This is a genomic window from Longimicrobiales bacterium (assembly GCA_035764935.1).
In the GTDB taxonomy this organism is placed as follows: Bacteria; Gemmatimonadota; Gemmatimonadetes; order Longimicrobiales; family RSA9; genus DASTYK01.
The window spans coordinates 40,033-65,778 of sequence record DASTYK010000009.1 but is presented as its reverse complement, the minus strand read 5'-3'; the positions used below and the strand labels follow the sequence as shown (position 1 = coordinate 65,778).

Annotated in this window: 16 protein-coding genes; 7 read left to right on the top strand and 9 right to left on the bottom strand. The window is 68.7% G+C overall.

Annotation, left to right across the window (positions count from 1 at the left end; all coding sequences use genetic code 11):
* The first annotated feature begins 95 nt into the window (after window positions 1-95).
* Entirely contained in the window at window positions 96-2,570 is a 2,475-nt protein-coding gene (locus tag VFU06_00605; GenBank protein HEU5207881.1) for a zinc-dependent metalloprotease, read from the top strand.
* An 87-nt stretch (window positions 2,571-2,657) separates the two neighbouring features.
* Here the strand turns inward: VFU06_00605 and VFU06_00600 are convergent, their stop codons facing one another.
* Window positions 2,658-3,647 (bottom strand): rhodanese-like domain-containing protein, encoded by a 990-nt coding sequence (locus VFU06_00600; protein ID HEU5207880.1) that lies wholly within the window; start codon window positions 3,645-3,647, stop codon window positions 2,658-2,660.
* Window positions 3,648-3,687: 40 nt separating this feature from the next.
* Window positions 3,688-5,886 (bottom strand): alpha-glucan family phosphorylase, encoded by a 2,199-nt coding sequence (gene glgP / locus VFU06_00595; protein HEU5207879.1) that lies wholly within the window; start codon window positions 5,884-5,886, stop codon window positions 3,688-3,690.
* 193 nt (window positions 5,887-6,079) lie between these two features.
* On the opposite strand from glgP, the gene VFU06_00590 reads away from it, so the two are divergent.
* On the top strand, window positions 6,080-6,748 hold the full coding sequence (locus VFU06_00590) for a uracil-DNA glycosylase (protein ID HEU5207878.1): 669 nt from the start codon (window positions 6,080-6,082) through the stop codon (window positions 6,746-6,748).
* 329 nt (window positions 6,749-7,077) lie between these two features.
* Here the strand turns inward: VFU06_00590 and VFU06_00585 are convergent, their stop codons facing one another.
* The gene (locus VFU06_00585; protein ID HEU5207877.1) at window positions 7,078-7,995 is read right to left on the bottom strand and encodes a DUF72 domain-containing protein; all 918 of its coding nucleotides are present in this window, start codon (window positions 7,993-7,995) and stop codon (window positions 7,078-7,080) included.
* Window positions 7,996-8,062: 67 nt separating this feature from the next.
* On the opposite strand from VFU06_00585, the gene VFU06_00580 reads away from it, so the two are divergent.
* Both VFU06_00580 and metK read left to right on the top strand, forming a co-directional pair.
* A complete protein-coding gene (locus VFU06_00580) occupies window positions 8,063-9,178 on the top strand; it encodes a PrsW family intramembrane metalloprotease (protein HEU5207876.1) in 1,116 nt (371 codons plus the stop codon).
* A gap of 320 nt (window positions 9,179-9,498) precedes the next feature.
* On the top strand, window positions 9,499-10,656 hold the full coding sequence (gene metK, locus VFU06_00575) for a methionine adenosyltransferase (protein HEU5207875.1): 1,158 nt from the start codon (window positions 9,499-9,501) through the stop codon (window positions 10,654-10,656).
* 43 nt (window positions 10,657-10,699) lie between these two features.
* On the opposite strand, the gene VFU06_00570 is transcribed toward metK, so the two are convergent.
* On the bottom strand, window positions 10,700-11,764 hold the full coding sequence (locus VFU06_00570; GenBank protein HEU5207874.1) for an amidohydrolase family protein: 1,065 nt from the start codon (window positions 11,762-11,764) through the stop codon (window positions 10,700-10,702).
* A gap of 221 nt (window positions 11,765-11,985) precedes the next feature.
* Here VFU06_00570 and VFU06_00565 point away from each other — a divergent pair, with 221 nt between their 5' ends.
* Entirely contained in the window at window positions 11,986-16,551 is a 4,566-nt protein-coding gene (locus VFU06_00565) for a DEAD/DEAH box helicase (protein ID HEU5207873.1), read from the top strand.
* A 43-nt stretch (window positions 16,552-16,594) separates the two neighbouring features.
* On the opposite strand, the gene VFU06_00560 is transcribed toward VFU06_00565, so the two are convergent.
* Complete coding sequence (locus VFU06_00560; GenBank protein ID HEU5207872.1) at window positions 16,595-17,491, bottom strand: cyanophycinase; 897 nt, start codon at window positions 17,489-17,491, stop codon at window positions 16,595-16,597.
* 167 nt (window positions 17,492-17,658) lie between these two features.
* On the opposite strand from VFU06_00560, the gene VFU06_00555 reads away from it, so the two are divergent.
* Entirely contained in the window at window positions 17,659-20,841 is a 3,183-nt protein-coding gene (locus VFU06_00555; GenBank protein HEU5207871.1) for a hypothetical protein, read from the top strand.
* A 76-nt stretch (window positions 20,842-20,917) separates the two neighbouring features.
* Window positions 20,918-22,201, top strand: coding sequence for a cystathionine gamma-synthase family protein (locus VFU06_00550; GenBank protein HEU5207870.1), 1,284 nt, complete (start codon window positions 20,918-20,920; stop codon window positions 22,199-22,201).
* Between the two features lie 420 nt (window positions 22,202-22,621).
* Here VFU06_00550 and VFU06_00545 read toward each other — a convergent pair whose 3' ends face one another.
* From VFU06_00545 to VFU06_00530, 4 genes are all read right to left on the bottom strand, one after another.
* Complete coding sequence (locus VFU06_00545; GenBank protein ID HEU5207869.1) at window positions 22,622-23,233, bottom strand: HD domain-containing protein; 612 nt, start codon at window positions 23,231-23,233, stop codon at window positions 22,622-22,624.
* A gap of 164 nt (window positions 23,234-23,397) precedes the next feature.
* The gene (locus VFU06_00540) at window positions 23,398-23,982 is read right to left on the bottom strand and encodes a choice-of-anchor V domain-containing protein (protein ID HEU5207868.1); all 585 of its coding nucleotides are present in this window, start codon (window positions 23,980-23,982) and stop codon (window positions 23,398-23,400) included.
* Complete coding sequence (locus tag VFU06_00535; protein HEU5207867.1) at window positions 23,979-24,968, bottom strand: hypothetical protein; 990 nt, start codon at window positions 24,966-24,968, stop codon at window positions 23,979-23,981. Before VFU06_00535 ends, VFU06_00540 begins: the two co-directional genes overlap by 4 nt.
* A gap of 86 nt (window positions 24,969-25,054) precedes the next feature.
* Entirely contained in the window at window positions 25,055-25,474 is a 420-nt protein-coding gene (locus VFU06_00530; protein ID HEU5207866.1) for a hypothetical protein, read from the bottom strand.
* Between the last annotated feature and the right edge of the window lie 272 nt (window positions 25,475-25,746).

Sequence of the window (25,746 nt, the reverse complement as noted above, 5' to 3'; positions counted from 1 at the left end):
CTGGCGATCAGGAGGGGATCGGCGTATTCATACGCCGGTCCCCTCATTCGTTCTGCGCCTGCGGCGCACGCTCTTGATTCGACACAGGAGGCACGATGCTGTTGCGTCGCGTCGCGCGCGTCGCCGCGCTGGCGGTAGCGCTGTTCCCGGTAGGCGTTGCCGCGCAGCAGCAGGACGGCGGCGCGCTCCCCACGATCGCCTCGAAGACGGCCGGCATGCAGAAGCTGGACGGTTTCATGCCGCTCTACTGGGACGAGCAATCGGGTCGGATGTACCTGGAGATCGGCCGCTTCGACGAGGACGTGCTGTACTACACGTCGCTGCCGGCGGGCGTCGGGCACAACGACATCGGGCTGAACCGCGGCGATCTCGGCGGCACGTACGTCGTGCGGTTCCGGCGGGTGGGGCCGAAGGTGCTGATGGTGCAGCCGAACCTCGATTTCCGCGCGACGACGGACAACGCGATGGAGCGGCGCGCCGTCGAGGACGCCTTCGCGACATCGACGATCTGGGGGTGGACGGCTGCGGCGCGCACGGGCAATACCGTGCTGGTCGACGCGACCGACTTCTTCCTGCGTGACAGCCATGGCCTGGCGAACACGCTGCGTCGCATGAACCAGGGCAATTTCCGGGTCGAGCCGTCTCGCTCGGCGTTCCACCTGCCGCGCACGAAGAACTTCCCGCAGAACACCGAGGTCGAGGCGACGATCACGTTCACCGGTGAGAATCCGGGCGGGCTGGTGCGCTCCGTCACGCCGACACCGGATGCGCTGACCGTGCGCATGCACCACTCGTTCGTGGAGCTGCCGACCGGCTACGAGCCGCGCGAGGCGGATCCGCGCGCCGGCTATTTCGGCGTCACCTACATGGACTACGCGACGCCGCTCGGCGAGCGCATGGTGAAGCAGTACATCGCGCGCCACCGCCTGGAGAAGCGCGATCCGACCGCCGCAGTGAGCGAGCCGGTCGAGGCGATCGTCTACTACCTCGATCCGGGCACGCCGGAGCCGGTGCGGAGCGCGCTGCTCGAGGGCGGCAACTGGTGGAACGACGCGTTCGAGGCGGCCGGCTTCCGCAATGCGTTCCGCGTCGAGATGCTGCCGGACACGGCGGATCCAATGGACGTGCGCTACAACGTGATCCAGTGGGTGCACCGCTCGACGCGCGGCTGGAGCTACGGCAGCTCGATCACGGATCCCCGGACGGGCGAGATCCTGAAGGGCCACGTCACGCTCGGCTCGCTGCGTGTGCGCCAGGACTACCTCCTGGCGGAAGGGCTGCTCTCGCCGTACGAGACGGGTGACGAAGTGCCACCGCAGCTCGCGGAGATGGCACTCGCGCGACTGCGGCAGCTATCCGCCCACGAGATCGGCCACACGCTCGGCATCGCGCACAACTACATCGCCAGTGCACAGACCGCGAACGGGGTGCAGTCGGTGATGGACTACCCGCACCCGATCGCCGAGCTGCGCCCGGACGGCAGCATCGACCTGTCCGGCGCGTACCCGGACGGCATAGGTGCGTGGGACATCGTTGCGGTGAAATACGGGTACAGCGACTTCGCACCGGGCACGAACGAAGATGCTGCGCTCGCCGCGATCATCGAGGAGGGGCGTCGCGCGGGGATCACCTTCCTGAGCGACCAGGACGCACGACCGGTCGGAAGCGCGCACCCGCAGACGCACCTGTGGGACAACGGCGCTGACGCGGTTGCCGAGCTGCGGCGCATGCTCGAGGTGCGCGAAGCCGCGCTGGAACGGTTCGGCGAGCGCGCGATCCGGCGCGGTGCGCCACTGGCGACGATCGAGGAAGCCCTGGTGCCGCTCTACCTGCACCACCGTTACCAGACCGAGGCCGCGGTCAAGAGCATCGCAGGCGTCACGTACGCCTACAACCTGCGCGGCGACGGGCAGCCGCTGCCCGAGAGCGTCGCGCCCGAGGTGCAGAGGCGGGCACTGGACGCCGTGCTCGAGACGGTCAGCCCGGAGGTGCTCGCGCTGCCGCGCTCCGTGATCGCGCAGATCCCGCCCCGGCCGTACCGCTTCGGTGGCACCAACGAGCTGTTCGAGCGCAGCACCGGCCTGGTGTTCGATGCCGTGTCGCCGGCCGCGGCAGCAGCGGACATGACGTTCAGCCTGCTGCTCGATCCCGAGCGCGCCGCGCGTCTCGTGCAGCAGAGTGCGCTGGACCCGTCACTGCCGGGGCTCGAGGACGTGCTGGAGCGCGTGCGCGAGCAGGTGGTGGGGCGGCGCACGTCGGATCCGTACCGGGCCGAGCTCGCACGCACCGTCGAGCACGCCTGGATCGACAACCTGATGCGGCTCGCGGCGAACGCGTCCATGCCACAGGTCAGGGCGATCGCGGCATGGGAGCTCGCCGCACTGCAGCAGGGATTCGAGCAGCGCAATGGCGACGTCCCTGCCACCGCGCACGCGCGACTCCTGGCCGGCACCATCAGCGAGTTCCTGGAGCGCGACTGGACCGAGGACCGGCTGCCGAGCGCCCCTGACGCACCGCCCGGCCAGCCGATCGGCGGAGGCTACATGGACCTGCTGATGTGCTCGTACTGAGCGTGCGGGGCGGATGAAAGGCAAGGGCGCGAGACGATCCCACGTCCCGCGCCCTTTCTGTTACGCCGCTGTCCGTGCCGGTCGGTGCTACTGCGGGGCGCCGGCGCCCTCTTCGACCGGGTAGTCCGTAGCGCTCCAGTCTACGAACGAGCCGTCGTACAGCTTGACGTCATAGCCGAGGTAGCGCGCCACGGTGTAGAGGAAGCTCGCCTGGCCGCCCGTGCGGCAGTAGGCGACGACCGTGTCACCGTCGTCGACGCCGGCATCGCGGAAGATGCGGCGCAGCTCCGCCTCGCTCTTCAGTGTGGGCAGCTCCGCGGACTCCACGAGCGTCTGCCAGAAGACGTTGCGGGCGCCCGGGATGTGCCCGGGGCGGGTCACGCCCTCGCCCGGCGTCTCGCCGCTGTACTCGGCCGGCGGACGTGCATCCAGGATGGCGACGTCCGGGTCGTTCAGCCGGGCATTCACCCACTCCGCGTCCACGATCATGTCCTCGCGCACGTCCGTCTCCAGCGACGCGCCCGCCGCCGAGCGCGGCGCCGCGGCCGTGTCACCGGCGATGCTGTCGTCTGCAGCCGTGGCCGTATCCGCGCCTGCGGCGGCTGTGTCGCTGCCCGCCCGGCGCAGCGCGGCAATGCCGCCGTCGTAGAGCGCGACCTCGTCGGCCATCCCGAGATAATCGAACGCCGCGAACGCGCGGCCGGCGGGAATCGGCTCGCCGACGATCACGATGCTGCCGTTGCGCACGCCCGCCCGTGCGAGCAGGTCGGCCAGCGTGTCGGCAGGGGGGAACTCGTTGGGAAGGCCGTTGCGCTCCACGCTGAACGTGGAGAAGGGAACGAAGACGGCCTCGTCCTGACCCGCGGGCACGACGGACTCGTCGCGCCCGACAAAGATCATCTGCGCACTCGCCGGCGCACGGTCGACGAACATGTCCGTGCGCGCGACGAGCGCCTCGGCCGCAGCAGGCGCACGGAGCTCGCCCTGCGGCGTCGCCTGTTCAGGCTCGGTGTCCGCACAGCCCGCAGCGAGCAACACGCTGCAGGCGACGATCGGACCGATGTACCGCTTGCTCATTGCAGCACCTCCTCTTGCCGGTACATGCACTGCTCCGCCCTCAACCCGCCGTTTTCCGCCCCGGCACCGCCATCTCGCCGCTGGGCGCCGTGAGGTACGCCGTGTCGACGTACTCCGCGACCATGCGGTGCGTGTTGAAGAACGGCACCAGCTGCCGGATCGCCGAGCGCACCCGCTCCAGCCAGGCCGCCGGCAGGCCGTCCGCGTCGCGATCGTAGAACAGCGGAACGACCTCGTTCTCCAGCAGATCGAAGAGCGCGTCGGCGTCACGACGGTCGAGCATCTCGCGATCGTGCGGGGTCATGCCGGGGCCGTGCTCCGGCAGCTCCGCCTCGCTGGGGCCATCCGCCGGCGCGATGCTCCAGCCCACCGGCTCGTTCAGCCGGTTGTGCTCCGCCCACGCTTCCGCCCACCAGCCGTCCGGAATGCTCAGGTTCAGCGCACCATTGGCCATCGCCTTCATGCCGCTCGTGCCGCTCGCCTCGTAGGGCCGCACGGGCACGTTCAGCCACACGTCGGCGCCCTGCACCAGCGTGCGCGCAATCGCGAGATCGTAGCCCTCGAGGAACACGAACTGGCCGCGCAGCTCGGGTCGGCCCGCGAACTGGTGGATGCGCTGCAGCATCGCCTTGCCCGGCTCGTCACGCGGATGGGCCTTGCCCGCAAACACGAACTGTACTTTGCGGTTGCCCGTCAGCAGCCGCTGCAGCCGCTCCTCCTGGCTGAGCAGCAGCACCGCGCGCTTGTACGTCGCAAAGCGACGCGCGAACACGATCGTCAGCGCGTCGGGATCCAGGGCGCCCGCCGTCCACGCCGGGTCCCCACCGCGGCGCGCCACCTGCGCCGCCAGCGCGAGCCGCACGTCGTTCACCAGTCGACCACGCTGCCGCGTGCGCGCCGCCCACAGGTCCGCGGGCGGGATGTGGTTGGCACGATGCCACTGCATCTCGTCCGTGGCATCGCTCCAGTGCTCACCCACGTAGCGTGAATACAGCGCCTCGACGTCCGGCGCGACCCACGTCGGCAGGTGCACGCCGTTGGTGATGTGCGTGATCGGGACGTTCTCGAGAGGTGCTTCCGGCCAGATCACGTTCCACATCTCGCGACTGACCGCACCGTGCAGGCGGCTCACGCCGTTGCGCCGCGAAGAGAGGCGCAGCGCCAGCGCCGTCATGCAGAACCGCGACTCCCCCTCGAACAGGCCGAGCGAGAGGAACTCGTCCCATGGCTGCTTCATCTCCCAGACGTAGCCGCCGAGGTAGCGCTCCAGCAGGTCACGCGGGAAATAATCATGGCCGGCAGGAACCGGCGTGTGCGTGGTGAACACCACGTTCCGCTTCGCGCGCTCGACCGCCTCCGCAAAGCTCGACTGCTCCTGCTCCACGATCTCGCGCACGTGCTCCATCGCCGCGAACGCCGCGTGCCCTTCGTTCAGGTGCACCACGTCCGCTTCCCGGCCGACCAGGCGGAGCGCGCGCATCCCCCCGATCCCCAGCACGTACTCCTGCCGCAGCCGGTGCTCCGTGTCGCCGCCGTACAGCCGGTCGGTGACCCCGCGGTCCTCCGCACGGTTCGCGTCCAGGTCGGTGTCCAGCAGGTACAGCGGGACACGCCCCACGTCCGCGCGCCAGATGCGCGCCTGGATCCGGTGGTCCAGGAACGGCAGGTCCACGATGATCGGCTGCCCGTCCGGTCCGCTCTCCAGCGTGATCGGCAGCCGCTCGAAGTCCGCCCGGTCGTACATGTCGTGCTGCACACCCACCGCATCCACGCGCTGGGTGAAATATCCCTCGCGGTACATCAGCCCCACGCCGACCAGCGGCACCCCCAGGTCACTCGCCGACTTGAGGTGATCACCCGCCAGCACGCCCAGCCCGCCGGAGTAGATGCGCAGGCACTCGGCCACGCCGAACTCCGCCGAGAAATAGGCGATCCGCGCCGCCGACTGCGGATGCGCGCGACGGAACCACGTGTTCTCGTCGCGCAGGTACGCTTCCAGGTCGGCCGCGGCCGCGTTGATCGACTGCAGGTACGTCTCGTCGGCCGCCAGTGCCGCCAGCCGCGCCGGCGCCGCCTCCCAGAGCAGCCGCACCGGGTTGTGCCGCGTGGCCTCCCAGAGCGAAGGGTCCAGTCTCTCGAACAATGCGCGCGTGGGGGCGTGCCACGCCCAGCGCAGGTTCCGGGCAAGGCCGCGCAGCGGGGTCAGCGGCGCGGGCAGGTCGGGTCGGAGTTCGGTCATCTTCAACCGCGTGGGAGGTTTCGTGCGGGGCGTTCGCATCAGAATCCAGCGCTCCGCCGAGTCGTGGTAAACGTTTTCGCCAACACCGGTTCCAACCCCGGCAGGGGGAACGGGGGCGGCGACGCTGAACGGTAGCGGCAGCGCCAGCACCGTGCCACTCTACCCGACCCAAGTCGCCCAGGGAGGGAATCCGTTGCTGCCGCCGATTCCGACCGGCTGGAAGAAGCTGCTCGCCGGCGAGACCCGCCAGCCGTACTATCGCGACCTCGCCACATTCGTCGAAAACGAGCGCCGCAGGCACGAGGTTCTGCCCGCCGTGGAGGAGACATTCCTCGCACTGGAGCTGACGCCGCCGCGTCTCGCGCGCGTGCTGATCCTCGGCCAGGATCCCTACCCGACGCCCGGCCACGCGCACGGCCTCGCCTTTTCGGTACGGCCCGGCGTCAAGCCACCCGCCTCGCTGCGCAACATCTTCAAGGAACTGCATGCCGACCTGGGCGTGCCGGTGCCGGAAACCGGCTACCTGGTGCCGTGGGCGGGACAGGGGGTGCTGCTGCTGAACGCGGTCCTGACCGTCCGGGCCGGCAAGTCCAACAGCCACGCCGGCAGGGGCTGGGAGCAGTTCACCGACGCGGTGATCCGCGCCCTCTCGAGAAAGCGCCGGAAGGTGGTGTTCGTGCTATGGGGTGCGTATGCGCAGAAGAAGACCGCGCTGATCGACACTGCCCGCCACGCGATCATCGCTGCACCGCATCCGTCGCCGCTGTCGGCGAAGAAGGGGTTCTTCGGGAGTCGGCCGTTTTCCAGGATCAATGCCGAGCTGGAAGCGTCCGGGCAGAAGTCGATCGACTGGTCACTCTAGTTCTTTTTTTCACCGCTGAGGCGCGGAGGGCGCTGAGGTTTTTCAAGCAGAGCATTCACACGGAGGTCACAGCGGACACGGAGTCAGCTTCGTCGTGTTCCGATGCGACGCATCCGGGAAGCATTCCTTCTGTAGTTTGCTTCGCGGCGTCGGTGCGTGACCGACAGGCTCTCATCTTACGAACGCCACGAAGCACACAAGAAAAAAATGCTTCGATGTCAGGGGATCTGCACGACGTGCGATGAACGCTCCGTGTCCGCTGTGACCCACTGTGGCCGCTGTGTGAAAAACTCAGCGCCCTCCGCGCCTCAGCGGTGAAATAAAGTTGTTCACCGTCGGCGCGCGATCGATTCCAGCGCAGCCGGATACGCCGAGACCAGCTCTGCAGGCGCCCGCACTTTCCGGCCGGTCAGCAGGTTCTCGAACTGTTTGGCATTCACCACTGCCTTTGCCCTGTAGTGATTGTTGAACACCACATCGACTGACTCCGTCTCTTCTTCGCGGGCGAGTGCCTTTGCGCGCTGCGCCCATGGCTTCAGCTGGTCGCGCTCGTAGAGGTAGTCGTAGCGCCTGTCGCGGCCGGCGTGTTTGCGGAACCAGTCCTGGTAGTTGCGGCCGTGCACGCGCACGTAGCCGACGCGTGAGGTGGCGTGGGCGGATGGCTTGATGGATCGCTTGAAGGTGGGCTGGTCGATGTTGACGAAGCCGACGGCGTTGTCGCGCAGCCACTGGAAGACGTCCGGGTCGTTCCAACCGGCGTGGCGTACCTCGAGGACCAGCGGGAAGTCGGCGAAGGTGCTGCGGACATCTTCGAGCCATTCACGGTTCGCCTCCGTGTTACGGAACGACCAGGGAAACTGCATTACGACGGCGTCCAGTCTGTGCGCATCGAGCAGCGGGCGGAGCCCCTGCGTCGTTTCGCGCACCTCCTTGCGTGTCCACGTGGTGGTGCGCTCGTGTGTGAAGCGGCGCCATAGCTTTGCCGTGAAGCGGAAATCGTCGATGTCCTCGATGCGCTTCAGCCAGTCGCGCGCGGTCTTCGGCCTGGGCGGGCCGTAGAAGCTGGAGTTGATCTCGATCAGCGAGACGTGACTGGCGAGGAAGTGTAGGCGGTCGAAGTCGCGCGGGAGCGGTTCGGGGTAGAACACGCCGATCCAGTCCCGGTAGTCCCATCCCGCGACGCCAACGTTTATCTTGGTGCTGCTGTTCTCTGGCATGCCGATGCGCAGGGGCAGGGAGCGGGCCATCAGCCGTTCTCAGCCGGCTGCGGGCGCCCGCCTCGCTGCGCGCTCAGGAACACCCGGGACGATCAACATGAACGGACACACCCAGCCGATCGAGCGGTCGCACGCGCGCCACGTGCTGGGCGTGGAGCCGCGCCTGGCGCGTTTGCTCACGCTCGGACTGGCAGCGCTCGTGGTCGTTATCCTGGTGATGGACGTGGGCGCCGCGGGGTTCGGGGCGGGGCTGGCGCTGGCCGCGCTGCCGGTGCCGGTCTACCTGGGCCTCGCGCTCTGGCTCGACCGCTTCGAGGCCGAGCCCGGTCCCGTGCTGCTGCGCGCGTTCCTCTGGGGTGCCATCGTCGCCATGATCGTGTCGCTGCTCGCGAACCAGGCAGCGTTCACGATGCTGGCCGGTGTGTTCGGCACGAGCGTCGGCGACTGGATGTCCGGCGTGCTCGCCGCGCCCGTGATCGAGGAGACGGCCAAGGGCGCGGCGCTGCTGCTGCTGTTCGTGCACCACGACGACGAGTTCGACAACGTGACCGACGGCGTCGTGTACGCCGCCATGGTCGGACTCGGGTTCGCCATGACGGAGAACGCCGTCTACTACGGGCGCGTGTGGGATACGACCTCGCTGAGCACGGTGTTCGTGCTGCGCGGCGTGATCGGCCCGTTCGCACACCCGCTGTTCACCGCGATGACGGGCGTCGGCATCGGCCTGGCGCGCGAGCGGCACGGCGCCAGCGGCACGTGGGTGGCACCGGCGATCGGCTTTGCGGTCGCCGTGCTGCTGCACTCGCTGTGGAATGCGGCCGCGTCCGCGAACCTGCTGTTCCCGGCAACGTACTTCCTCATCATGGTGCCCGCGTTCGTCGCGGCGCTGATCGTGGTCGTGCGCTCGACGCGGCGGGAAGTAGCCATCCTGCGACGTCACCTCCGCCCGCTCGTCGACGAGGGCTGCCTGCGCGGCGACGAGGTGGACGCGATCTGCACGCTGCGCGGGCGGGTGCGCGCGCTGCTCGGCGCCCTGCGCACCGACGGCCTGCGGGGGGCTGCGCGGCGCCGCCGTTTCCATGACGACCTGACCCACCTCGCGTTCCAGGCCTGGCGGCTGGAGCGCGGCATCGACGGAGACGGTGTGGCACGGGCGCGGCACCGTACGTACGTGGCGCGTGTGCGGGCGTGGCGGGTGAGCGACGCGGCGTAGGCCGGGGACAGAGGAGCGGCGCGACGGGGGCGACTGGCGGATCAGCGACGCGGCAGCCGCTGGCAGAGGAGCGACGCGGCGCAGGTCCGGGTGCCGGCGGCAGGACGTCGCATGCCTCCGTGTTGACATGACGGAGCGCGCCTTCGACATTCAGCATGCGCGGCGTTTTCCCCGACTTGGCGGGCCGCGCGCCGATTCATTTCGGCCATCCGTCTAAGTCGCGGCATGGGCCTGCGGCTTCGGAGCGCAGGCCTTTCGTGTTCCGGGGCGCCAGGGGTGTGCCGCCACCAGGCAGAGATGCACACCTGAACCGCAGGAGCATGATGTCCGACCGCAGCCGCTTCGTCTTCACCTCGGAGAGCGTCTCCGAGGGGCATCCCGACAAGGTCTCCGACTACATCGCCGACAGCATCCTGGATGCGCACTTCGCGCAGGACCCGGGCGCGCACGTCGCGTGCGAGGTCCTGGTCAAGGACGGCCATGTGGTGCTTGCGGGGGAGATCAGCTCGAACGCGGAGGTCGACACGGAGTCGATCGTGCGCGGCGCGATCGCGGAGATCGGCTACACGGACGAGTCGCAGGCGTTCTGCGCGAATCGCGTCCGCATCCAGTCGCTGCTGAGCGAGCAGGCGGGCGAGATCGGCGCGAGCGTGCGGCGCAGCGACGAGCAGATCCTGGAGCAGGGCGCGGGAGACCAGGGCATCATGTTCGGGTACGCGACGAACGAAACGCCCGAGCTCATGCCCCTGCCGATCCTCCTCGCCCACCGCCTCGCCCGGACCCTCGCGCAACACCGCAAGCAGAACGATGTGAGCTGGCTGCGCCCCGACTCCAAGACGCAGGTGAGCGTGGTGTACGAGGACGGCAGGCCGGTGCGCGTCACGGACGTGCTCGTCTCGACGATGCACGCGCCGGACGTCGGACAGGACCGGATCCGCGGGTTCGTCGGCGAGCAGCTCGTGCCCGAGGCGCTGGGCGAGTGGTGGCATGACGAGCTGCGGCTGATCGTGAACCCGTCGGGCAGCTTCGTGCAGGGTGGGCCGTCCGCCGATGCGGGTGTGACGGGTCGCAAGATCATCGTCGACACGTACGGCGGCATGGGCCGGCACGGCGGCGGTGCGTTCAGCGGCAAGGACCCGTCCAAGGTGGATCGTTCCGGTGCGTACTTCTGCCGCTTCGTTGCGCGCGAGCTGGTCGCGGCAGGACTCGCGGAGCGTGCGGAGATCCAGGTCGCCTACGCGATCGGCGTCGCACAGCCGGTCAGCGTGAAGGTCGACACGTTCGGCACCGGCGACGAGCGCGCCGCGGGGGACTTCGTGCGACGCTACGACTTCCGGCCGCGCGCGATCATCGAGCGCCTCGGGCTGCTGCGCCCGATCTATCGGCAGACGACCAACTACGGACACTTCGGAAAGCCGGAGCTGCCGTGGGAGGGCGCCGCGGTAGAGGCCGCAGTCCCGGCGGCAATCCAGGCGTGATCGTCAGATCGACGGGCACCGGGCTTCTGCGCCCGGTGCTCCGTCAGCGCTGCTGCGGCAGCCCGGGCGTGATCCGCTGCGCGTTCTGATAGTACAATTTCCGCAGCACTTCCTCGGGCAGGTCGATCCCGTACAGCTTCCAGAACGCGTGGTACGGCCGGTAGTAGTCGAAGTAGTCGTCGGCCGTCTCGAACACGCGCCAGTAGTAGGGATACTCGTCCGGCTGGAAGGAGTCCTTGCCGAACAGGATCCTGTCCTGGTAGCGGATGAAGAACTCGCGCGCAGTGCGCGGCTGGCGGCCGATGTCGTAGAGAACCGCCCCGACTTCCGTGTAGACATTGGGCAGCTCGTCCAGCAGCCGGCCGAGCGTGGCGAGGTCGTTCGCCTGCCAGCCGAGATGCGCCGTCACGAACGTCGTGTTCGGATGGCGGCGGAAGAGGTTGTCACGCTCCGCGACGAGCTGCTGGAAGCTGGGATACTCCTCCTGCGGGTAGCGGCGGTTTGGAAAGAGCGCGAGCTCGAGCCAGCGCTCATTGGTGTAGTCCAGCTCGCGGAAGAACTCGGCCGGATCCGCAGTGTGGATGAACACGGGCACGCCGAGTCGCGCGGCCGCCTCCCAGATCGGGTCCATCACCGGGTCGTCGATCGCGAGCCTGGAGCCGTCCGGCTTGCGCAGTGACAGGCCGAGCGACTTCGACACCTCACCAATTCCGACCGCGCCCGCCGCAACGTCCGCTTCGAGCTGCGCGACGGCGCGCTCGACCCAGCCGGGCTCGAGGTCGCCGAACTCGATGCCGGTGAACACGCGCACACGGTCGCGCATCGCGGGGGAGGCCTGGATCATCGCGAGCATCGCGCGGAGCCGCTCTCCCCGGACGTTGCTGGCGACGACCATCACGCCGAGGCCGATCCGGTCCATCTCGGCCTGCAGCCCGGCGAGGCTTTCCGGACCATCGAGTCGCGGGTGACCGTGAAAGTCGATGGCCGGATACTTCGGCTTCGGGACCAGGTGCTCGGGCACCACGAGCGTCGAGCGCGGCCGGTAGTCCAGGATGCCGGGCGGCTCGAGCTGCGGCGGCATGCACTGCAGCGGACGGATCTCCGTCATCCCGGCGGGGCAGGCTTCGCCGGGCTGAATGGGGGTCGTGTTCAGACGCTGCCCGGCCGAGGCGGCCGGAAGCAGGACCAGGGCAAGGATTCCGGAGCTGACGGCGGATCGAAGGCTCATGTCGATGGCGGCGGTGCAAGGGGGCGTATCCGCTGAAAGTGGTGTTGGGACGGGGGCGGCGCCAGCCAGAACCGCGGTGGGCGCACGGGGTAGATCAACGGATGACGTCTCCCGCATCCCCGCTGGCCCCGTTTCACCCGCTCGTTCAGCAGTGGTGGCGCCGCCGCTTCGCCGTGGAGCAGGCACCGTACGCCCCGCCCACCCCGGCGCAGGCCGACGGCTGGGCCGCGATCCGCGCCGGGCACGACACGCTGATCGCCGCACCGACCGGATCCGGCAAGACCCTCGCCGCATTTCTGCACTCGATCGACGCGCTGACACGCGAGTCGCTGGAGAACGGCGGATTGCCGGACGAGGTCCGCGTCGTCTACGTCTCGCCGCTCAAGGCCCTTTCGGGCGACATCCATCGCAACCTCGCCGAGCCACGCCGCGAGATGCGCGAGCTGGCGCAGCAGATGGGGCTGCCGCCGGTGCATCTGACCGCCGCGGTGCGCAGTGGTGACACGCCGGCGTCCGAGCGTGCTGCCATGCTGCGCAAGCCGCCGCACATCCTGGTCACCACGCCGGAATCGCTCTACCTGCTGCTCACGGCCGAGCGCAGCCGCGAGATGCTGCGCACGGCAACGACAGTGATCGTGGACGAGATCCACGCCGTGATCGAATCGCGCCGCGGACCGCACCTCGCCCTTTCGCTCGAGCGGCTCGATCACGTGGCGGGCCGGCGGCTGCAGCGCATCGGTCTTTCGGCGACGCAGAAGCCGATCGAGGAGGTTGCGAGCTTCCTGGTCGGCGTGCAGCGGGACGGGACGACGCTGCCAGCACGGGCCGTTGCCGGTGCGGATGGCGCTGCACGACCCGGTTCTGCACCGGTCGATGACTGCCCGGCGAGAAGCGTTCGTGCACGGCCGGCCGTGATCGTCGATCGCGGTCATTTCCGCGAGCTGGACGTCGCGCTCGAGATGCCGCTGTCGCCGCTCGAAGCAGTGATGTCGGGCGAGGTGTGGCAGGAGGTGTACGACAGGATTGCTGCGCTCGCGAACGAGCATCGCACCACGCTGGTGTTCGTCAACACGCGACGCCTGGCGGAGCGTGCCGCACGCGCGCTGTCGGAGCGCCTTGGCGGGGAGGCCGTCACGGCACACCACGGCAGCCTCGCGAAGGAAGTGCGGCTGGACGCCGAGGAGCGGCTGAAGAACGGCACGCTGCGCGTGCTCGTCGCAACCGCGTCACTGGAGCTGGGCATCGACATCGGCCACGTCGACCTGGTCGTGCAGCTCGGCTCGCCACACCGCATCGCGTCCTTCCTCCAGCGGGTCGGCCGCAGCGGGCACACGGTGAGCGGCACGCCGAAGGGACGGCTGGTGCCGCTCTCGCGCGACGACCTGGTTGAGTGCACGGCACTGCTGGCAGCGGTGCGCGCCGGTGAGCTGGACCGCATCATCATGCCGGACGCGCCCATCGACGTGCTCGCGCAGCAGATCGCCGCGGAAGTGGCGGCGGCAGAGTGGGACGAGGAGGCGCTGTACGCGCTCGTGACGCACGCCTGGCCGTACCGCAACCTGTCGCGTGAGCAGTTCGGCGAGACCGTGCAGATGATCGCGCGCGGCTTCTCCACGCAGCGGGGCCGCCGCGGCGCGCTGATCCACTACGACCCGGTGAACCGCACGCTGCGCGCACGCAAGGCGACGCGCATCCTCTCGCTCACCTCCGGTGGTGCGATTCCCGAAGTCTCCGATTACCGCGTCGTGCTGGAGCCGGAGGGCGTCGTGATCGGCAGCGTGAACGAGGACTTCGCTGTCGAGTCCATGGCCGGCGACGTGTTCCAGCTCGGCAACACGTCGTGGCGCGTGCTGCAGATCCAGCAGGGCACGATGCGGGTTGCGGATGCCGAGGGCGCGCCGCCGAACATCCCGTTCTGGTTCGGCGAGGCGCCTGCGCGCAGCGACGAGCTGTCGGCGGCGGTCGGCGCGTTGCGCGAGGACGTCGCATCGAGACTGGTTGACCGGCCGGGCGATGCGGAACGGCGCGCGGAGGTCGTGGCCTGGCTCGTCGAAGCGTACTCGCTGCCGCAATCCGCTGCCGAGCAGCTCGTGCTGTACCTCGGCGATGCGCAGCGGGTGCTCGGCGCCCTGCCGACGCAGCACACGCTGGTGCTCGAGCGGTTCTTCGACGACGGCGGCGGCATGCAGCTCCTGCTGCACGCGCCGTTCGGCAGCCGCGTGAATCGTGCGTGGGGTCTCGCGCTTCGCAAGAAGTTCTGTCAGAGCTACAACTTCGAGCTGCAGGCGGTCGCCACCGAGGAGGGCGTGCTGCTCTCGCTCGGGCCGACGCACAGCTTCCCGCTCGAGGACGTCTTCCGCTACCTCAACCCGGAGACGGTCCGCGAGACGCTGATCCAGGCGATGCTGGACTCGCCGATCTTCGAGACGCGCTGGCGCTGGAACTCGACGATCTCGCTGGCTGTGCGTCGCAACAGCAACGGTCGCAAGGTACCCGCCCAGTTGCAGCGCATGGATGCGGAGGACCTGCTCACGGCCGTGTTCCCGGATGCGACCGCCTGCTTCGAGAACATCCAGGGCGAGCGCGAAGTGCCGTCGCATCCGCTCGTCGACCAGGCGATCCGCGACTGCCTCGAGGAGGCAATGGACCTGCCGCACCTCGTCGAGGTGCTGAAGGCGATACGCGCTGACGAGCTGACACTGGTTGCACGCGATACGCCGGAGCCGTCCACGCTCGCCGCCGAGCTGGTGAATGCGCGCGTCTACCAGTTCCTCGACGACGCCCCGCTGGAGGAGCGCCGCACGCTGGCGGTACAGACGCGGCGCGCAACGGAGCCGTCATCGGCGAACGATCTCGGTGCACTGGACGCTGACGCGATCGAGCGTGTACGCGCGGAGGCGTGGCCGTACGCACGCGACGTGGACGAGCTGCAGGACGCGCTGGTGTCGGCCGGTGTGATCGTCGAGAGCGAGGCCCCGGCGGAATGGGGGCCGTTGTTCGAGCGGCTGGTCACCACGGGCCGCGCGACGCGCTGTGTTCCGATCGACGGCGCGCCGACGTACTGGCTGGCCGTCGAACGCCTGCCCGAAGCGCGCACGCTCTGGCCGGACCTGAGGTGTGCACCCGACCTGACCGTGCCACCCTCGCTCGAGCGGGAATGGCCACGCGAAGAGGCAGCGCGCGAGATCGTGCGCTCGCGTACCGAAGTCAGTGGACCGGTGACGATTCCGGGACTCGCCATCCTGCTCGCGCTCGACGAGAACACGGTCGAAGGGGCGCTGCTCGCACTGGAGGCGGAGGGCCGCGTGCTGCGGGGTCGCTTCACGCCCGGGCTCGACGTCCTCGAATGGTGCGACCGCAGGCTGCTCGCGCGCATTCATCGCTACACGCTGAACCGGCTGCGCGCGGAGATCCGGCCCGTCTCCCTCGCCGAGTACATGCGCTTCCTGTTCCGCTGGCAGCGCGTGGACGGCGAGCACCGCGCGCGCGGTGTGGAGGGGCTCGCGGCCGTGCTGGAGCAGCTGGACGGTGTCGAAGCTCCCGCCGCGGCGTGGGAGACGCACCTGCTGCCCGCACGCGTCGACCGCTATGACCTGCAGTGGCTCGACATGCTGTGCATGAGCGGACGCGTGGCGTGGGGACGTCGTACGCTCGCTCCAGCTAACAGCAATGGGCGCGGTGCGGCGCGACCGCTGCGCGCGACCCGCATCGCGCTGTTCAGTCGCGCGAGCGCCGCGCGCTGGATCGATGATGCCGGGGCCGCCGGTGCATACGCGCGGGTCAGCGGCGGTGCACAGCAGGCATACGACTGGCTCGCAGAAAACGGCGCGTCGTTCTTCCACGAGATCGTCGCAGGCGCGCACATGCTGCCGACACAGGTCGAACGTGCGCTGGGCGAGCTGGCCGCGAATGGACTGGCTACCGCAGACGGGTTCGCAGGATTGCGAGCACTGCTCACGCCCGAGAACAAACGGCCGCGCCGCGCACGTCGTCGCGGCGGCGTCGCACCGGCGTACGGCATCGAGAGCGCGGGGCGCTGGTCGGTCCTGCGGCGGGTCGCCGGCGACCGCGTGCCGTCACCGGAATCGAAGCGCGCCGCAGCACTCGAGCACGAGGCGGAGCTGGAGGCGTATGCGCGCATGCTGCTGCGACGCTGGGGCGTCGTGTTCCGGCGCGTCGTCACGCGCGAGCGCGGGGCACCCGCATGGCGCGAGCTGGTCTTCGTGCTCCGCCGCCTCGAGGCGCGCGGTGAGATCCGCGGTGGCCGCTTCGTGGAGGGGCCGCTCGGCGAACAGTTCGCACTGCCGGAAGCGATCCCGCTGCTGCGCTCGATCCGGCGGGATGGTCCGACCGGCAGTTTCGTCGTCATCTCCGCGGCCGATCCGCTCAACCTGGTAGGCATCGTGACGCCGGAGCCGGAGCGCGTGCCTGCACTCGCGCGCAACCGCATCGCGTTCCGCGACGGCATGGCGGTCGCCGCACGGATCGATGGGACGCTGCGCCGCTATCCGGGTGCCGAGGACCTCGACGACGACGCCCTTCGCACTCTCCTCGCCCGCGGCCGCCTCGCGTCGCCCGCGCAGCCGCTCAATGGACTCGAGTTACGGATGGAACGCTGGCGCGCGCGCGGTCGGGGCAGGGCGCCGCTGATTGTCGAGCCGGAGTAGCGAGCCGCGCTGGCGTATGCGGTTGCCGCCTGCGGCAGCGCGCTCAGCGCGGCGTATCCGCGAGTCGTGCCGTACCGCTCACCGGATCGAACGTCGCGCCCGGCGGCAGCAGGTGCATGCGGATGCCGGCGGCACCCAGCGCAGGTGACGCCAGCGGCGTGAGGTCGGCGTCACGGGCGTCGTATATGACGACCGCACCGCGACCGCGCACGGTCCATCGGCCGTCAGGCGCGACTTCGAGTGCAGTTCCTTCCGCGATGCCTGCACCGATCATGGACGGTCGTTCGAGCACCACGCTCAGCAGGCGGTTGTGCCGCTCGCGCTCGATGAAGTGCTGGTCGATGATCGCGCCCTGCAGGAAGCCGAAGCCGGTCACGATCTCGATCGACCCGCGCACGATGCGGCGGTATTCGTCGCCGTGATAGCCGATGGTATCCTCACCCGCCGCGACCTGGCTGCCCGTCAGCATCGAATCCGACATGATGGCCGCACCTGCGGACGTGCCGCCCAGCACGGCACCGGAGTCGTAGCGAGCGTGGATCGCACGGAGCACGGGCGTGTCCTCGAGCGCGTCCACGAGTCGCGCCTGGTCGCCGCCGACGAACCACACTCCCGTGACGTCGTCCAGCAGTGCAGCTGCAGAGTCCGTCATTGCCTGCGCGCGGGACAGGTTCAGGTTGAACGCCTCGGCACCGAACGCCACGAGCTGTTCCACCTTGCCGGCACCGGACTCCTGTGCAGCGCCGCTCGCCATCGGCACGACGGCGATGCGCGCGCGGCCGGGTCCGCCCGCGAGCTCGACGAAGCGGGTGACCAGCGCGTCCGGCTGACGACCGCCGCCGACGATGAACAGCGTGCCGCGCTGCTGTGCTGATGCGGGCAGGGACGTGAGCAGAAGGCAGAGCAGCGGCAGGCCGCTGCGAGCCAGGGATCCGGACATGACGCACCCCTCGGGTCTGTTGTGAACGGGCAAGCTAGGAGCGTCGATCCGCGGATGCCACTTGGCATTCTGTGCGGGCGCAACAGCTATCCTTGCCCTGACCGCACTTCCGCCGTATCTCAGTCGTCAGCGCGCATCTCCTCTCCGACTCCAACCACGGAACGGCCATGGCTCCCCATGCTCCACGCGGCCGGCTGCTGCTCACGCTGCTGGCTGCACTGCTGTCCGTATCACCCGCGCAGGCACAGGACTCGACGTTCTGGAAGGCCTTCGACTGGCGCAACATCGGCCCGGCAAACATGTCCGGTCGCATCACGGACGTGGAGGGCGTGCCCGGCGGCCGCGTCTTCTACCTCGCCTCGGCGGCAGGCGGCATCTGGAAGACGGTGAACAGCGGGACCTCATTCATTCCGCTCTTCACGGATGAGCGCGTGGTCTCCATGGGCGACATCGCGATCGCGCCGAGCGACACGTCGATCATCTGGGCGGGCACGGGCGAGGAGGACTCGCGGAATTCGATCTCGCCCGGCGCCGGCGTCTACAAGTCGACGGACGGCGGCCGCACCTGGCAGCTCATGGGGCTCGAGAAGACGCAGGCGATCGGGCGCATCCTCATCCATCCGACGAATCCCGACATCGTGTGGGTCGCAGCGCTCGGCGCGATCTGGAACCACAATCCGGAGCGCGGTCTCTACAAGACGGCGGACGGCGGCCGCACGTGGCGCGCGGTGAAGCAGATCAGCGACCGCGCAGGGTTCGTCGACATCGCCATGCATCCTGACAACCCGGACGTGCTCTTCGCTTCGAGCTGGGAACGCGTGCGCGGGCCGTACTTCCTGAAGAGCGGCGGGCCCGGCAGTGCGCTCTGGAAGAGCACCGATGGTGGCGAGACGTGGACGGAAGTTGCCGGCGGCGGGTTCCCGGAGACGGAGCTCGGCCGCATCGGCATCGCGATCTCGCCGTCGAATCCGGACGTCATGTACACCATGGTCGAGGCGGCTGCCGCGGAAGAGGGTGGTGAGCGCCTGAGCGGCCTCTACCGTTCGGCGGACGGCGGGCGCACATGGGAACGCACGAACAGCAACAACGTGCGTCCGTTCTACTACTCGCAGGTGCGCGTCGATCCGCAGGACCCGGATCGCGTGTACTGGTCGTCGACGCCGGTCAACTACTCGAACGACGGCGGCCGCACCGCGGGCACGACGACCGTCGGCATTCACGTCGATCATCATGCCATGTGGATCGACCCGCTCGATCCGAAGCACATCATCGTCGGCAACGATGGCGGCATCGCGATCACGTGGGATCGCGGCGGCAACTGGGACTTCGTCAACAACTTCGCGATCGGCCAGTTCTACGCGATCAGCTACGGCATGGAGATCCCGTACACGGTGTGCGGCGGGCTGCAGGACAACGGCTCGTGGTGCGGCCCCAGCCGCCGTGCGGACGGTGTGATCGACAACCACATGTGGGCGACCATCAATGGCGGTGACGGGTTCTACACCGCCCAGGATCCGGTCGATCATCACGTGGTCTATGCGGAGTCGCAGGGCGGCAACATGGCCCGTCTCAACCTGCGCACCGGTGAGCGCACCTCACTGCGCAAGCCGAGCTGGATCGACCGGTGGCGCGTGTTCGAGGACTCGATCCTGATCTACGGGGAAGGCGACCTCACGCCCGTCGTGCAGCGTCGCATAGAGGCACTGCGCGAGCGGCAGCGCGCCGATTCCGCGACATATGACCTGCGCTACAACTGGAACACGCCCTTCTTCATCTCGACGCACGACCCGCGCGTGTTCTACGCGGGCGCGAACCGCGTGCTGAAGTCGAGCAACCGCGGCGACGACCTGCAGCCGATCTCGCCGGACCTGACATATGCGGACACCATGAAGATCCGCATCAGCACGCGGGAGACGGGCGGTATCACGCCGGACGCCACGGGTGCGGAGACGTACGGCACGATCGTGACACTGGCGGAATCGCCGCTCCGCGGGGGCTGGCTGTACGCGGGCACCGACGACGGCCGCGTCTGGATGACGCGGGATGACGGGGCGAACTGGACCGAAGTGACGGACCGGCTGCCCGGTGTCCCTGCGAACACGTACGTGAGCCGGATCGAACCGTCATGGCATGACGAGAACGTGTTCTACGTCACGTTCGACGGTCATCGCACCGGCGACTTCACGCCGTATGTCTTCATGACGACGGATGGCGGCCGCAGCTTCGGCTCCATCGCGGGCAACCTGCCGCGCGGCAGCATCGACTTCGTGCACGTGATCCGCGAGGATCCCGTGAACCCGAACCTGCTGTTCGTCGGAACCGACGTCGGCGCGTACGTGTCGCTCGATCGCGGTGCGACGTGGCGGCGGTTCATGGAGGACATGGGATCGACGCCCGTGCACGACCTGAAGGTCCATCCCCGGGACCACGAGCTGATCGCCGGCACGCACGGCCGCTCGCTCCTCGTCGTCGACATCCTGCCGCTGCAGCAGATGCGGGGCACACGGCCGCCGCAGGAGATCACCTTCTTCGCACCGAAGCCGGGACTGCAGTACGGCGACATCTGGATCGGCGGTGAGTCGGCAGGCCAGCGCGTGTTCGAAGGAGAGAACGTCGAATACGGTGCGGAGCTGACGTACTGGATCCCCGAGGCTGCAGCAGCGGTGACGACACAGGACGATGCGGATCGTCGCAGCAGCACCGACCGGCAGGGGAGCGGTGATCCGGCCGGCAACGGAGCGGAGGCGACCGCACGGCAGCAGAGGCCGCAGGCGGAGATCGTGATCCTCGATGCGCAGGGCGACACGGTGCAGACGCTCACCGGGCCGGCGGATGCGGGGCTGCATCGCGTCTACTGGAACTTCCGCGTGCGCGACACCGACGATGAGCCGCTTTCGCGCTCGGAACGCGCGGACAGCATTGCGTTCATGGCGCGCGCCAACGCGATCGCGGACTCGCTCGTCGCGAGCGGTGCCGACAGTGCCGCCGTTGCGCGGATCCGCACCGCAATCGCGACCGGCGACATCCGCAGCCTCTTCCGTCGCGGTGGCCGCGGCAGCGAGCGCGGCGATCCGCTGCGCCCTGGCGAGACGCCGCCCGCTGCGTCGGCGGCCGGCGGCGACGTGGCCGACCTGGGCCGCGCGATGTGGCAGCAGCTTCGCCGCGAGGGCGGCGCCGTCAGCCGTGGGATGGAGGTCGTGAGCGGCGGCGGCTTCTTCGGCGGCGGTTCGGAGCCACCCGCCCCGCCCGGGCGGTACACCGTTCGCATCGAGATGAACGGCCAGACGCTGACGCAGCCGCTCGATGTGCTGCGCGCACCGGGCTACACCGAGGACCTGACGGCACAGTAGGTGGTCGGACCTCCGGATACCGGCGCCGGTCGATCCGGCGGTCCACCAGTCCGGCGCTTCAACGAGGAGGATGGAATTGGCGGAGCAGGAGAAGAGCTACCGGAAGCGCAGCATCGACGGGCATGCACTGCGCCCCGAGACGATGATGATGGGCTACGGCTACGAGCCCGCGCTTTCCGAGGGCGCGCTCAAGCCGCCGATCTTCCAGACGTCCACGTTCGTGTTCGGGTCGGCGCAGGAGGGCAAGGAGTTCTTCGAGGTCGCCTACGGCCTGCGCGAGCCGGGACGCGGCGAAGAAATCGGGCTCATCTACTCCCGTATCAACAACCCGAACCTGCAGCTCGTCGAGGAGCGGCTCTGCCTGTGGGACGGCGCGGAGTGCGCGCTGCTCTTTTCCAGCGGAATGGCGGCGATCTCGACCACGCTGTTCACGTTCCTGCGCCCGGGCGACGTCATCCTCCACAGCGAGCCGATCTACGGCGGCACCGATTACCTGGTGCGCAACATCCTGCCCGAGTACGGGGTCCGGCGCGTTCCATTCATGGCAGGCGATGACTCTTCACTCGAGCCCGCACTGGAGATGGCGCGCGGCATCGGCCGCGTGGCCGTGATCTACATCGAGACGCCCGCCAACCCGACGAATGCGCTCGTCAACATTGCTCGCTGTGCGGAGCTCGCACGCTCGATGACACAGCCGGACGGGTCACGGCCGCTCGTCGTAGTCGACAACACGTTCCTCGGTCCGCTCTGGCAGCAGCCGCTCGCGCACGGTGCCGACATCGTGCTGTACTCGCTCACCAAGTACGTCGGCGGGCACAGCGACCTGATCGCCGGTGCAGCACTCGGCGCGGAGTCGCTGCTGTCCAAGGTGCGCGGCATGCGCACGATCCTGGGCTCGGTTTCGGACGCCTGGACGGGCTGGCTGCTGCTCCGCTCCCTGGAAACGCTGAAGCTCCGGGTTACCTCGGGCATGAAGAACGCCCGCTACATCGCCGAGTTCCTCGCCGACCACCCGAAGGTGCGGCGCGTCCACTACCTCGGGATGCTCGACGACGAGAAGCAGCGCCGGATCTTCCAGAAGCAGGCGACGGCGCCCGGCTCCACCTTCTCCTTCGAGGTGCATGGCGGCGAGGCGGAGGCGTTCCGTGTGCTGGACGCGCTGCAGGTCGTCAAGCTCGCCGTTTCCCTGGGCGGCACCGAGTCGCTCGCCGAACATCCCGCTTCCATGACCCACTCCGACATCCCGCCGGAGGATCAGAAGCGCATGGGGATCACACCATCGATGATCCGGCTTTCGGTCGGGGTCGAGCATCCGGAGGACGTGATCGCGGACCTGAGGCAGGCGCTGGACCGGATCTAACACTGGTTGACCTCTGCGTCACGGGCTTCCTCGTTTTCACGCAGAGGCGCGGAGGAGCAGAGGCGCAGTTTTTTTCACACAGAGGTCACTGGGGACACAGCGGACACAGTGGGTTTGTCCCCGTCCGACGGAACTCTGTCAAGTCCGCCATCCCTTTTTTGTAATGGCTTCGCGGCCGCAGCACGATCATCGTGCCACGTCACGTTCGGGGCCGGTAAGCCCCACTACAAAAAGAAATGTTTCGATGCGGAAGAAGCTGCGGGTGTCTCGATCCACTGTGTCCGCTGTGTCCCCAGTGACCTCTGTGTGAAACAAGAAACCTGCGCCTCTGCTCCTACGCGCCTCTGCGTGAAACGAAACCGGCCACTCCCTGCGCCTCTGCTCCTCCGCGTCTCTGCGTGAAACGAGGCCAGCCACTCCCTAGTCCCACGGATCCCGCACCTTGCCGTTGACCCACACGTTGCGGAGCGAGTCCTCGACCCAGGGCCAGAGCGAAGAGCATGCGTTCTGGATCGGCTGCATGCGTTCGATCACCTGCTCGAGCGTGACGCCGTGCGAGCGCCAGGTTCCGCCCTGCGTGTGCAGGTTCTGCAGGAGCGGCTGCAGGCGGTCGAGTGCGTTGGCGAAGCGCGCGTCGGGGGTCTGGTTCGCCTCGAACTCTTCCCAGCAGGCGCGCAGCTCGTGCGCATGGTCGTCGGGGAGGAGCGCGAAGAGACGATCGGCGGCGCGGCGCTCGCGTTCCTCCTTGTCGAGGCGGCCGACTTCGTCGTAGGCGAAGGTGTCGCCGGCGTCGATTTCCACGATGTCGTGAACGAGGAGCATCTTCATGACGCGCATGAGATCGACGGGCGCGTCGGCATGCTCGTGGAGCAGCACGGCCATCAGTGTGAGGTGCCAGGAGTGCTCGGCGCTGTTCTCGCGACGGGACAGGTCGGTGAGCATGCTGCGGCGGAGCACGGTCTTGAGCTTGTCGACCTCCACGATGAAGGCGAGCTGGCGCTGGAAACGGTCGAGTTCGAGATGGTCAGCCATTGCGATCCACGTTGTCGCCGCCGGGTCGCGTTGGTGTCCGGCGTCGTCGTCGTCAGTCCCGGACCGCATCGCGATCCCCGGATCGTGGTGGTCGCGGGATTACCTGGTACGGGAAAGGTATCAGGAGCTGCATCGAGGGTGAACCTCGCGTGGCCGTGCGGTGCTCACTCCTGGCCGATCTGCAGCTCCGCCGCGTAGATCAGGTCGCCGAACGGGGAGGCGTCGTCGTTGCCGGCGTTGCCGACGACGTGCACGATTACGGGGGCGTCGCCGCTGAGGCCTTCCGTTCTCCACTCCAGCGCCCACTCGTGCACCTCACCCTCCACGAACGTGCCGGGCAGCGTGTGATGGATGTAGACGACGTCGCCTGCGACGGTGGTCGTCGTGCGTTCGTCGACGCTGCGCAGAACGCCCGCCTGCGTGCCGTCCGGCGTGCGCGTGCTGAGCATGAATCCGGCGCGCTGCATGCCCGGCTGCGCGAGCCGTACGACGACGCTGTACGTCGTGTCCGGCAGCACGCGGTCCGGCAACCCGCTCACCTGCAGGGTACCGGGGCCCTCATTGAGGCCGGCATCGAAGTGGCACTCCTGGCAGGTCGGCTCACCGAAGCCGCCGGTGTGCGCGGGTGGCGGATCCTGCGGCTCACTTCGCTCCAGCGCGCTGCCCGCTGCAGGGACGTCGCCTGCCTGAACTGCCGCGGCTGCGGTCACCGTGGCGAGGGCGAGCAGCGCGAGGGAGCGTCGGGTCATCGGGGAAGAACGATGCGCCCGATCGTGTTGGTGTCCGTGCCGAACCAGATGGTGTTGGACGGTGCGTCGAACACCATGTGCCGGATGGTCCCGCCGCCGCTCGGCACGGCGGTGGTGCCGAAGAACTCCTCCGTCCTCGGGTCGAATCCGACGAACCGGTTCGGCTCCGCGCCCGTCTCCACGGCCCAGATCCGGTCCTGTGCGTCGACGGCCATGGCGTAGGGGCGGCTGCCGGTCCCTCCGGGCAGGGCCCACTCCTGCACGTCGCCGCTGGCGGGATCGAGGCGGCCGAGGAAGCCCTGCGCGTAGTCGACGTACCACACCGCGCCGTCGGAGGTCAGGCCGATGCGCCGCGTGCGTGCGTCCTCGCGCTGGAGCGCGATCTCGCGCAGCTCGAACGTCTGCGGATCGACGGTCGCGAGCTTGTTGGAGCCGAACAGGTTGATCCAGGGGCGCCCGCTGTCGTCGACGACGATGCCGTAGGGGCGGGAGCGTGGAGTCTGCGAGGCCACGAGCCGGACCTCACGGGAACCGGTGTCGAGCCTGCCGATGAAGTTGCCGCCCTGGACGGTGAACCAGATGTCGCCGTTGGCGTCGAACGCGAGCGTGTGCGGGTCGCGCGCCGCGTCGTCCGGCATCGGGATCTGCTCGACCTCCCCCGTGGCCGGGTCGAGTCGGCCGATGTGCGCGTTGCCGTTGCCGGCGTACCAGACGATGCCGGCATCATCGACGATCAGGTTGTGTGGCAGTGCGCGCTCGGGCAGTTCGAAGCGGCGGAACTCGCCCGATTCGGGGTCGAGCGCTGCGACGTAGTTGCCGCGCTGCCCGACGAACCAGACCTGCCCGTTGCCGTCGACGAAGGGATCGCGGGGGCGCGAGTCCTCCCAGGGGACGGGCCACTCGCGGATGTCGAGCGACTGTGCGGCGGACGGCGCCGCCAGCGCTGCAGTCAGGACAAGAGCCAAGGCGGGAGCGATCGATCGCATGGTCTGGCCTCCTGTTGCAGATACGCGAACGGCCGCCCTTGTCGAGCGGCCGTGCATCGCCTGGAATGAAACGGTCGGGCGCGCGCTCAGGCGCGCTCGATCCGGTAGCAGACGCGCCAGTCCTTCAGGTTCTCCGGGTCCTCGTCCTCGTCGTGCGGCGAGTGCTCGCCCAGCCACGCGGAGGGGTCGCCCCGGAACGTGCGCTTGTACAGCTCGAGCGTGTCGTTGCCCGACGTCGTGTCGACTTCCTCGCCATGGAGCTGGATCTCGAGGCTGTCGCCCACCGGGCCATCGAAGATGACGCGGTCGAAATTGACCCGGTTCCAGGCCGGATGGTCGGAGATCTCGAACGTGCCGTCCTCCGGGATCCGCGTCTCCTGCGGGGCACCATTGCCGCGTACACTGGCGCGGAAGAAGAACTCACCGCGCTCCTTGTAGAACGGCTCCTTGTTGTCGAGGATCTGGACCCAGCGCAGCGTGACACGGATGCGCGTGTTCTCCGACATGACCGGCTCCTTGGCGGCCCGGTGCAGCAAACACCGTTCGGAACCGCCGCTAGTTGGTGCGCGAAGTTGTCTCGTGAGACGTGGTTTCGCTGGGCATTCTAGGGCTGCGTCCGGCTGCTGTAAAGGCGCGTGTGTTGCTGCATGCCGGCTGCTTCCTTCCTTTCGCGCTGGCCGGGGCCTTGCCGCTGTTGCCCGGGGGACCAACCTTCCAGGGCTCGTCGGCTTCCTGGGTGGCGGTGTGGTACGGGGGCGGAACGGCCGGAGCTTCGCAT

Coding starts and splice junctions, on each gene's coding strand:
- VFU06_00605 (HEU5207881.1), top strand. CDS start 96: ATGCTGTTGCGTCGCGTCGCGCGCGTCGCCGCGCTGGCGGTAGCGCTG.
- VFU06_00580 (HEU5207876.1), top strand. CDS start 8,063: ATGAACGGACACACCCAGCCGATCGAGCGGTCGCACGCGCGCCACGTG.
- metK (HEU5207875.1), top strand. CDS start 9,499: ATGATGTCCGACCGCAGCCGCTTCGTCTTCACCTCGGAGAGCGTCTCC.
- VFU06_00560 (HEU5207872.1), bottom strand. CDS start 17,491: ATGTCCGGATCCCTGGCTCGCAGCGGCCTGCCGCTGCTCTGCCTTCTG.
- VFU06_00545 (HEU5207869.1), bottom strand. CDS start 23,233: ATGGCTGACCATCTCGAACTCGACCGTTTCCAGCGCCAGCTCGCCTTC.
- VFU06_00540 (HEU5207868.1), bottom strand. CDS start 23,982: ATGACCCGACGCTCCCTCGCGCTGCTCGCCCTCGCCACGGTGACCGCA.
- glgP (HEU5207879.1), bottom strand. CDS start 5,886: ATGACCGAACTCCGACCCGACCTGCCCGCGCCGCTGACCCCGCTGCGC.
- VFU06_00600 (HEU5207880.1), bottom strand. CDS start 3,647: ATGAGCAAGCGGTACATCGGTCCGATCGTCGCCTGCAGCGTGTTGCTC.
- VFU06_00555 (HEU5207871.1), top strand. CDS start 17,659: ATGGCTCCCCATGCTCCACGCGGCCGGCTGCTGCTCACGCTGCTGGCT.
- VFU06_00565 (HEU5207873.1), top strand. CDS start 11,986: ATGACGTCTCCCGCATCCCCGCTGGCCCCGTTTCACCCGCTCGTTCAG.
- VFU06_00535 (HEU5207867.1), bottom strand. CDS start 24,968: ATGCGATCGATCGCTCCCGCCTTGGCTCTTGTCCTGACTGCAGCGCTG.
- VFU06_00530 (HEU5207866.1), bottom strand. CDS start 25,474: ATGTCGGAGAACACGCGCATCCGTGTCACGCTGCGCTGGGTCCAGATC.
- VFU06_00570 (HEU5207874.1), bottom strand. CDS start 11,764: ATGACGGAGATCCGTCCGCTGCAGTGCATGCCGCCGCAGCTCGAGCCG.
- VFU06_00585 (HEU5207877.1), bottom strand. CDS start 7,995: ATGGCCCGCTCCCTGCCCCTGCGCATCGGCATGCCAGAGAACAGCAGC.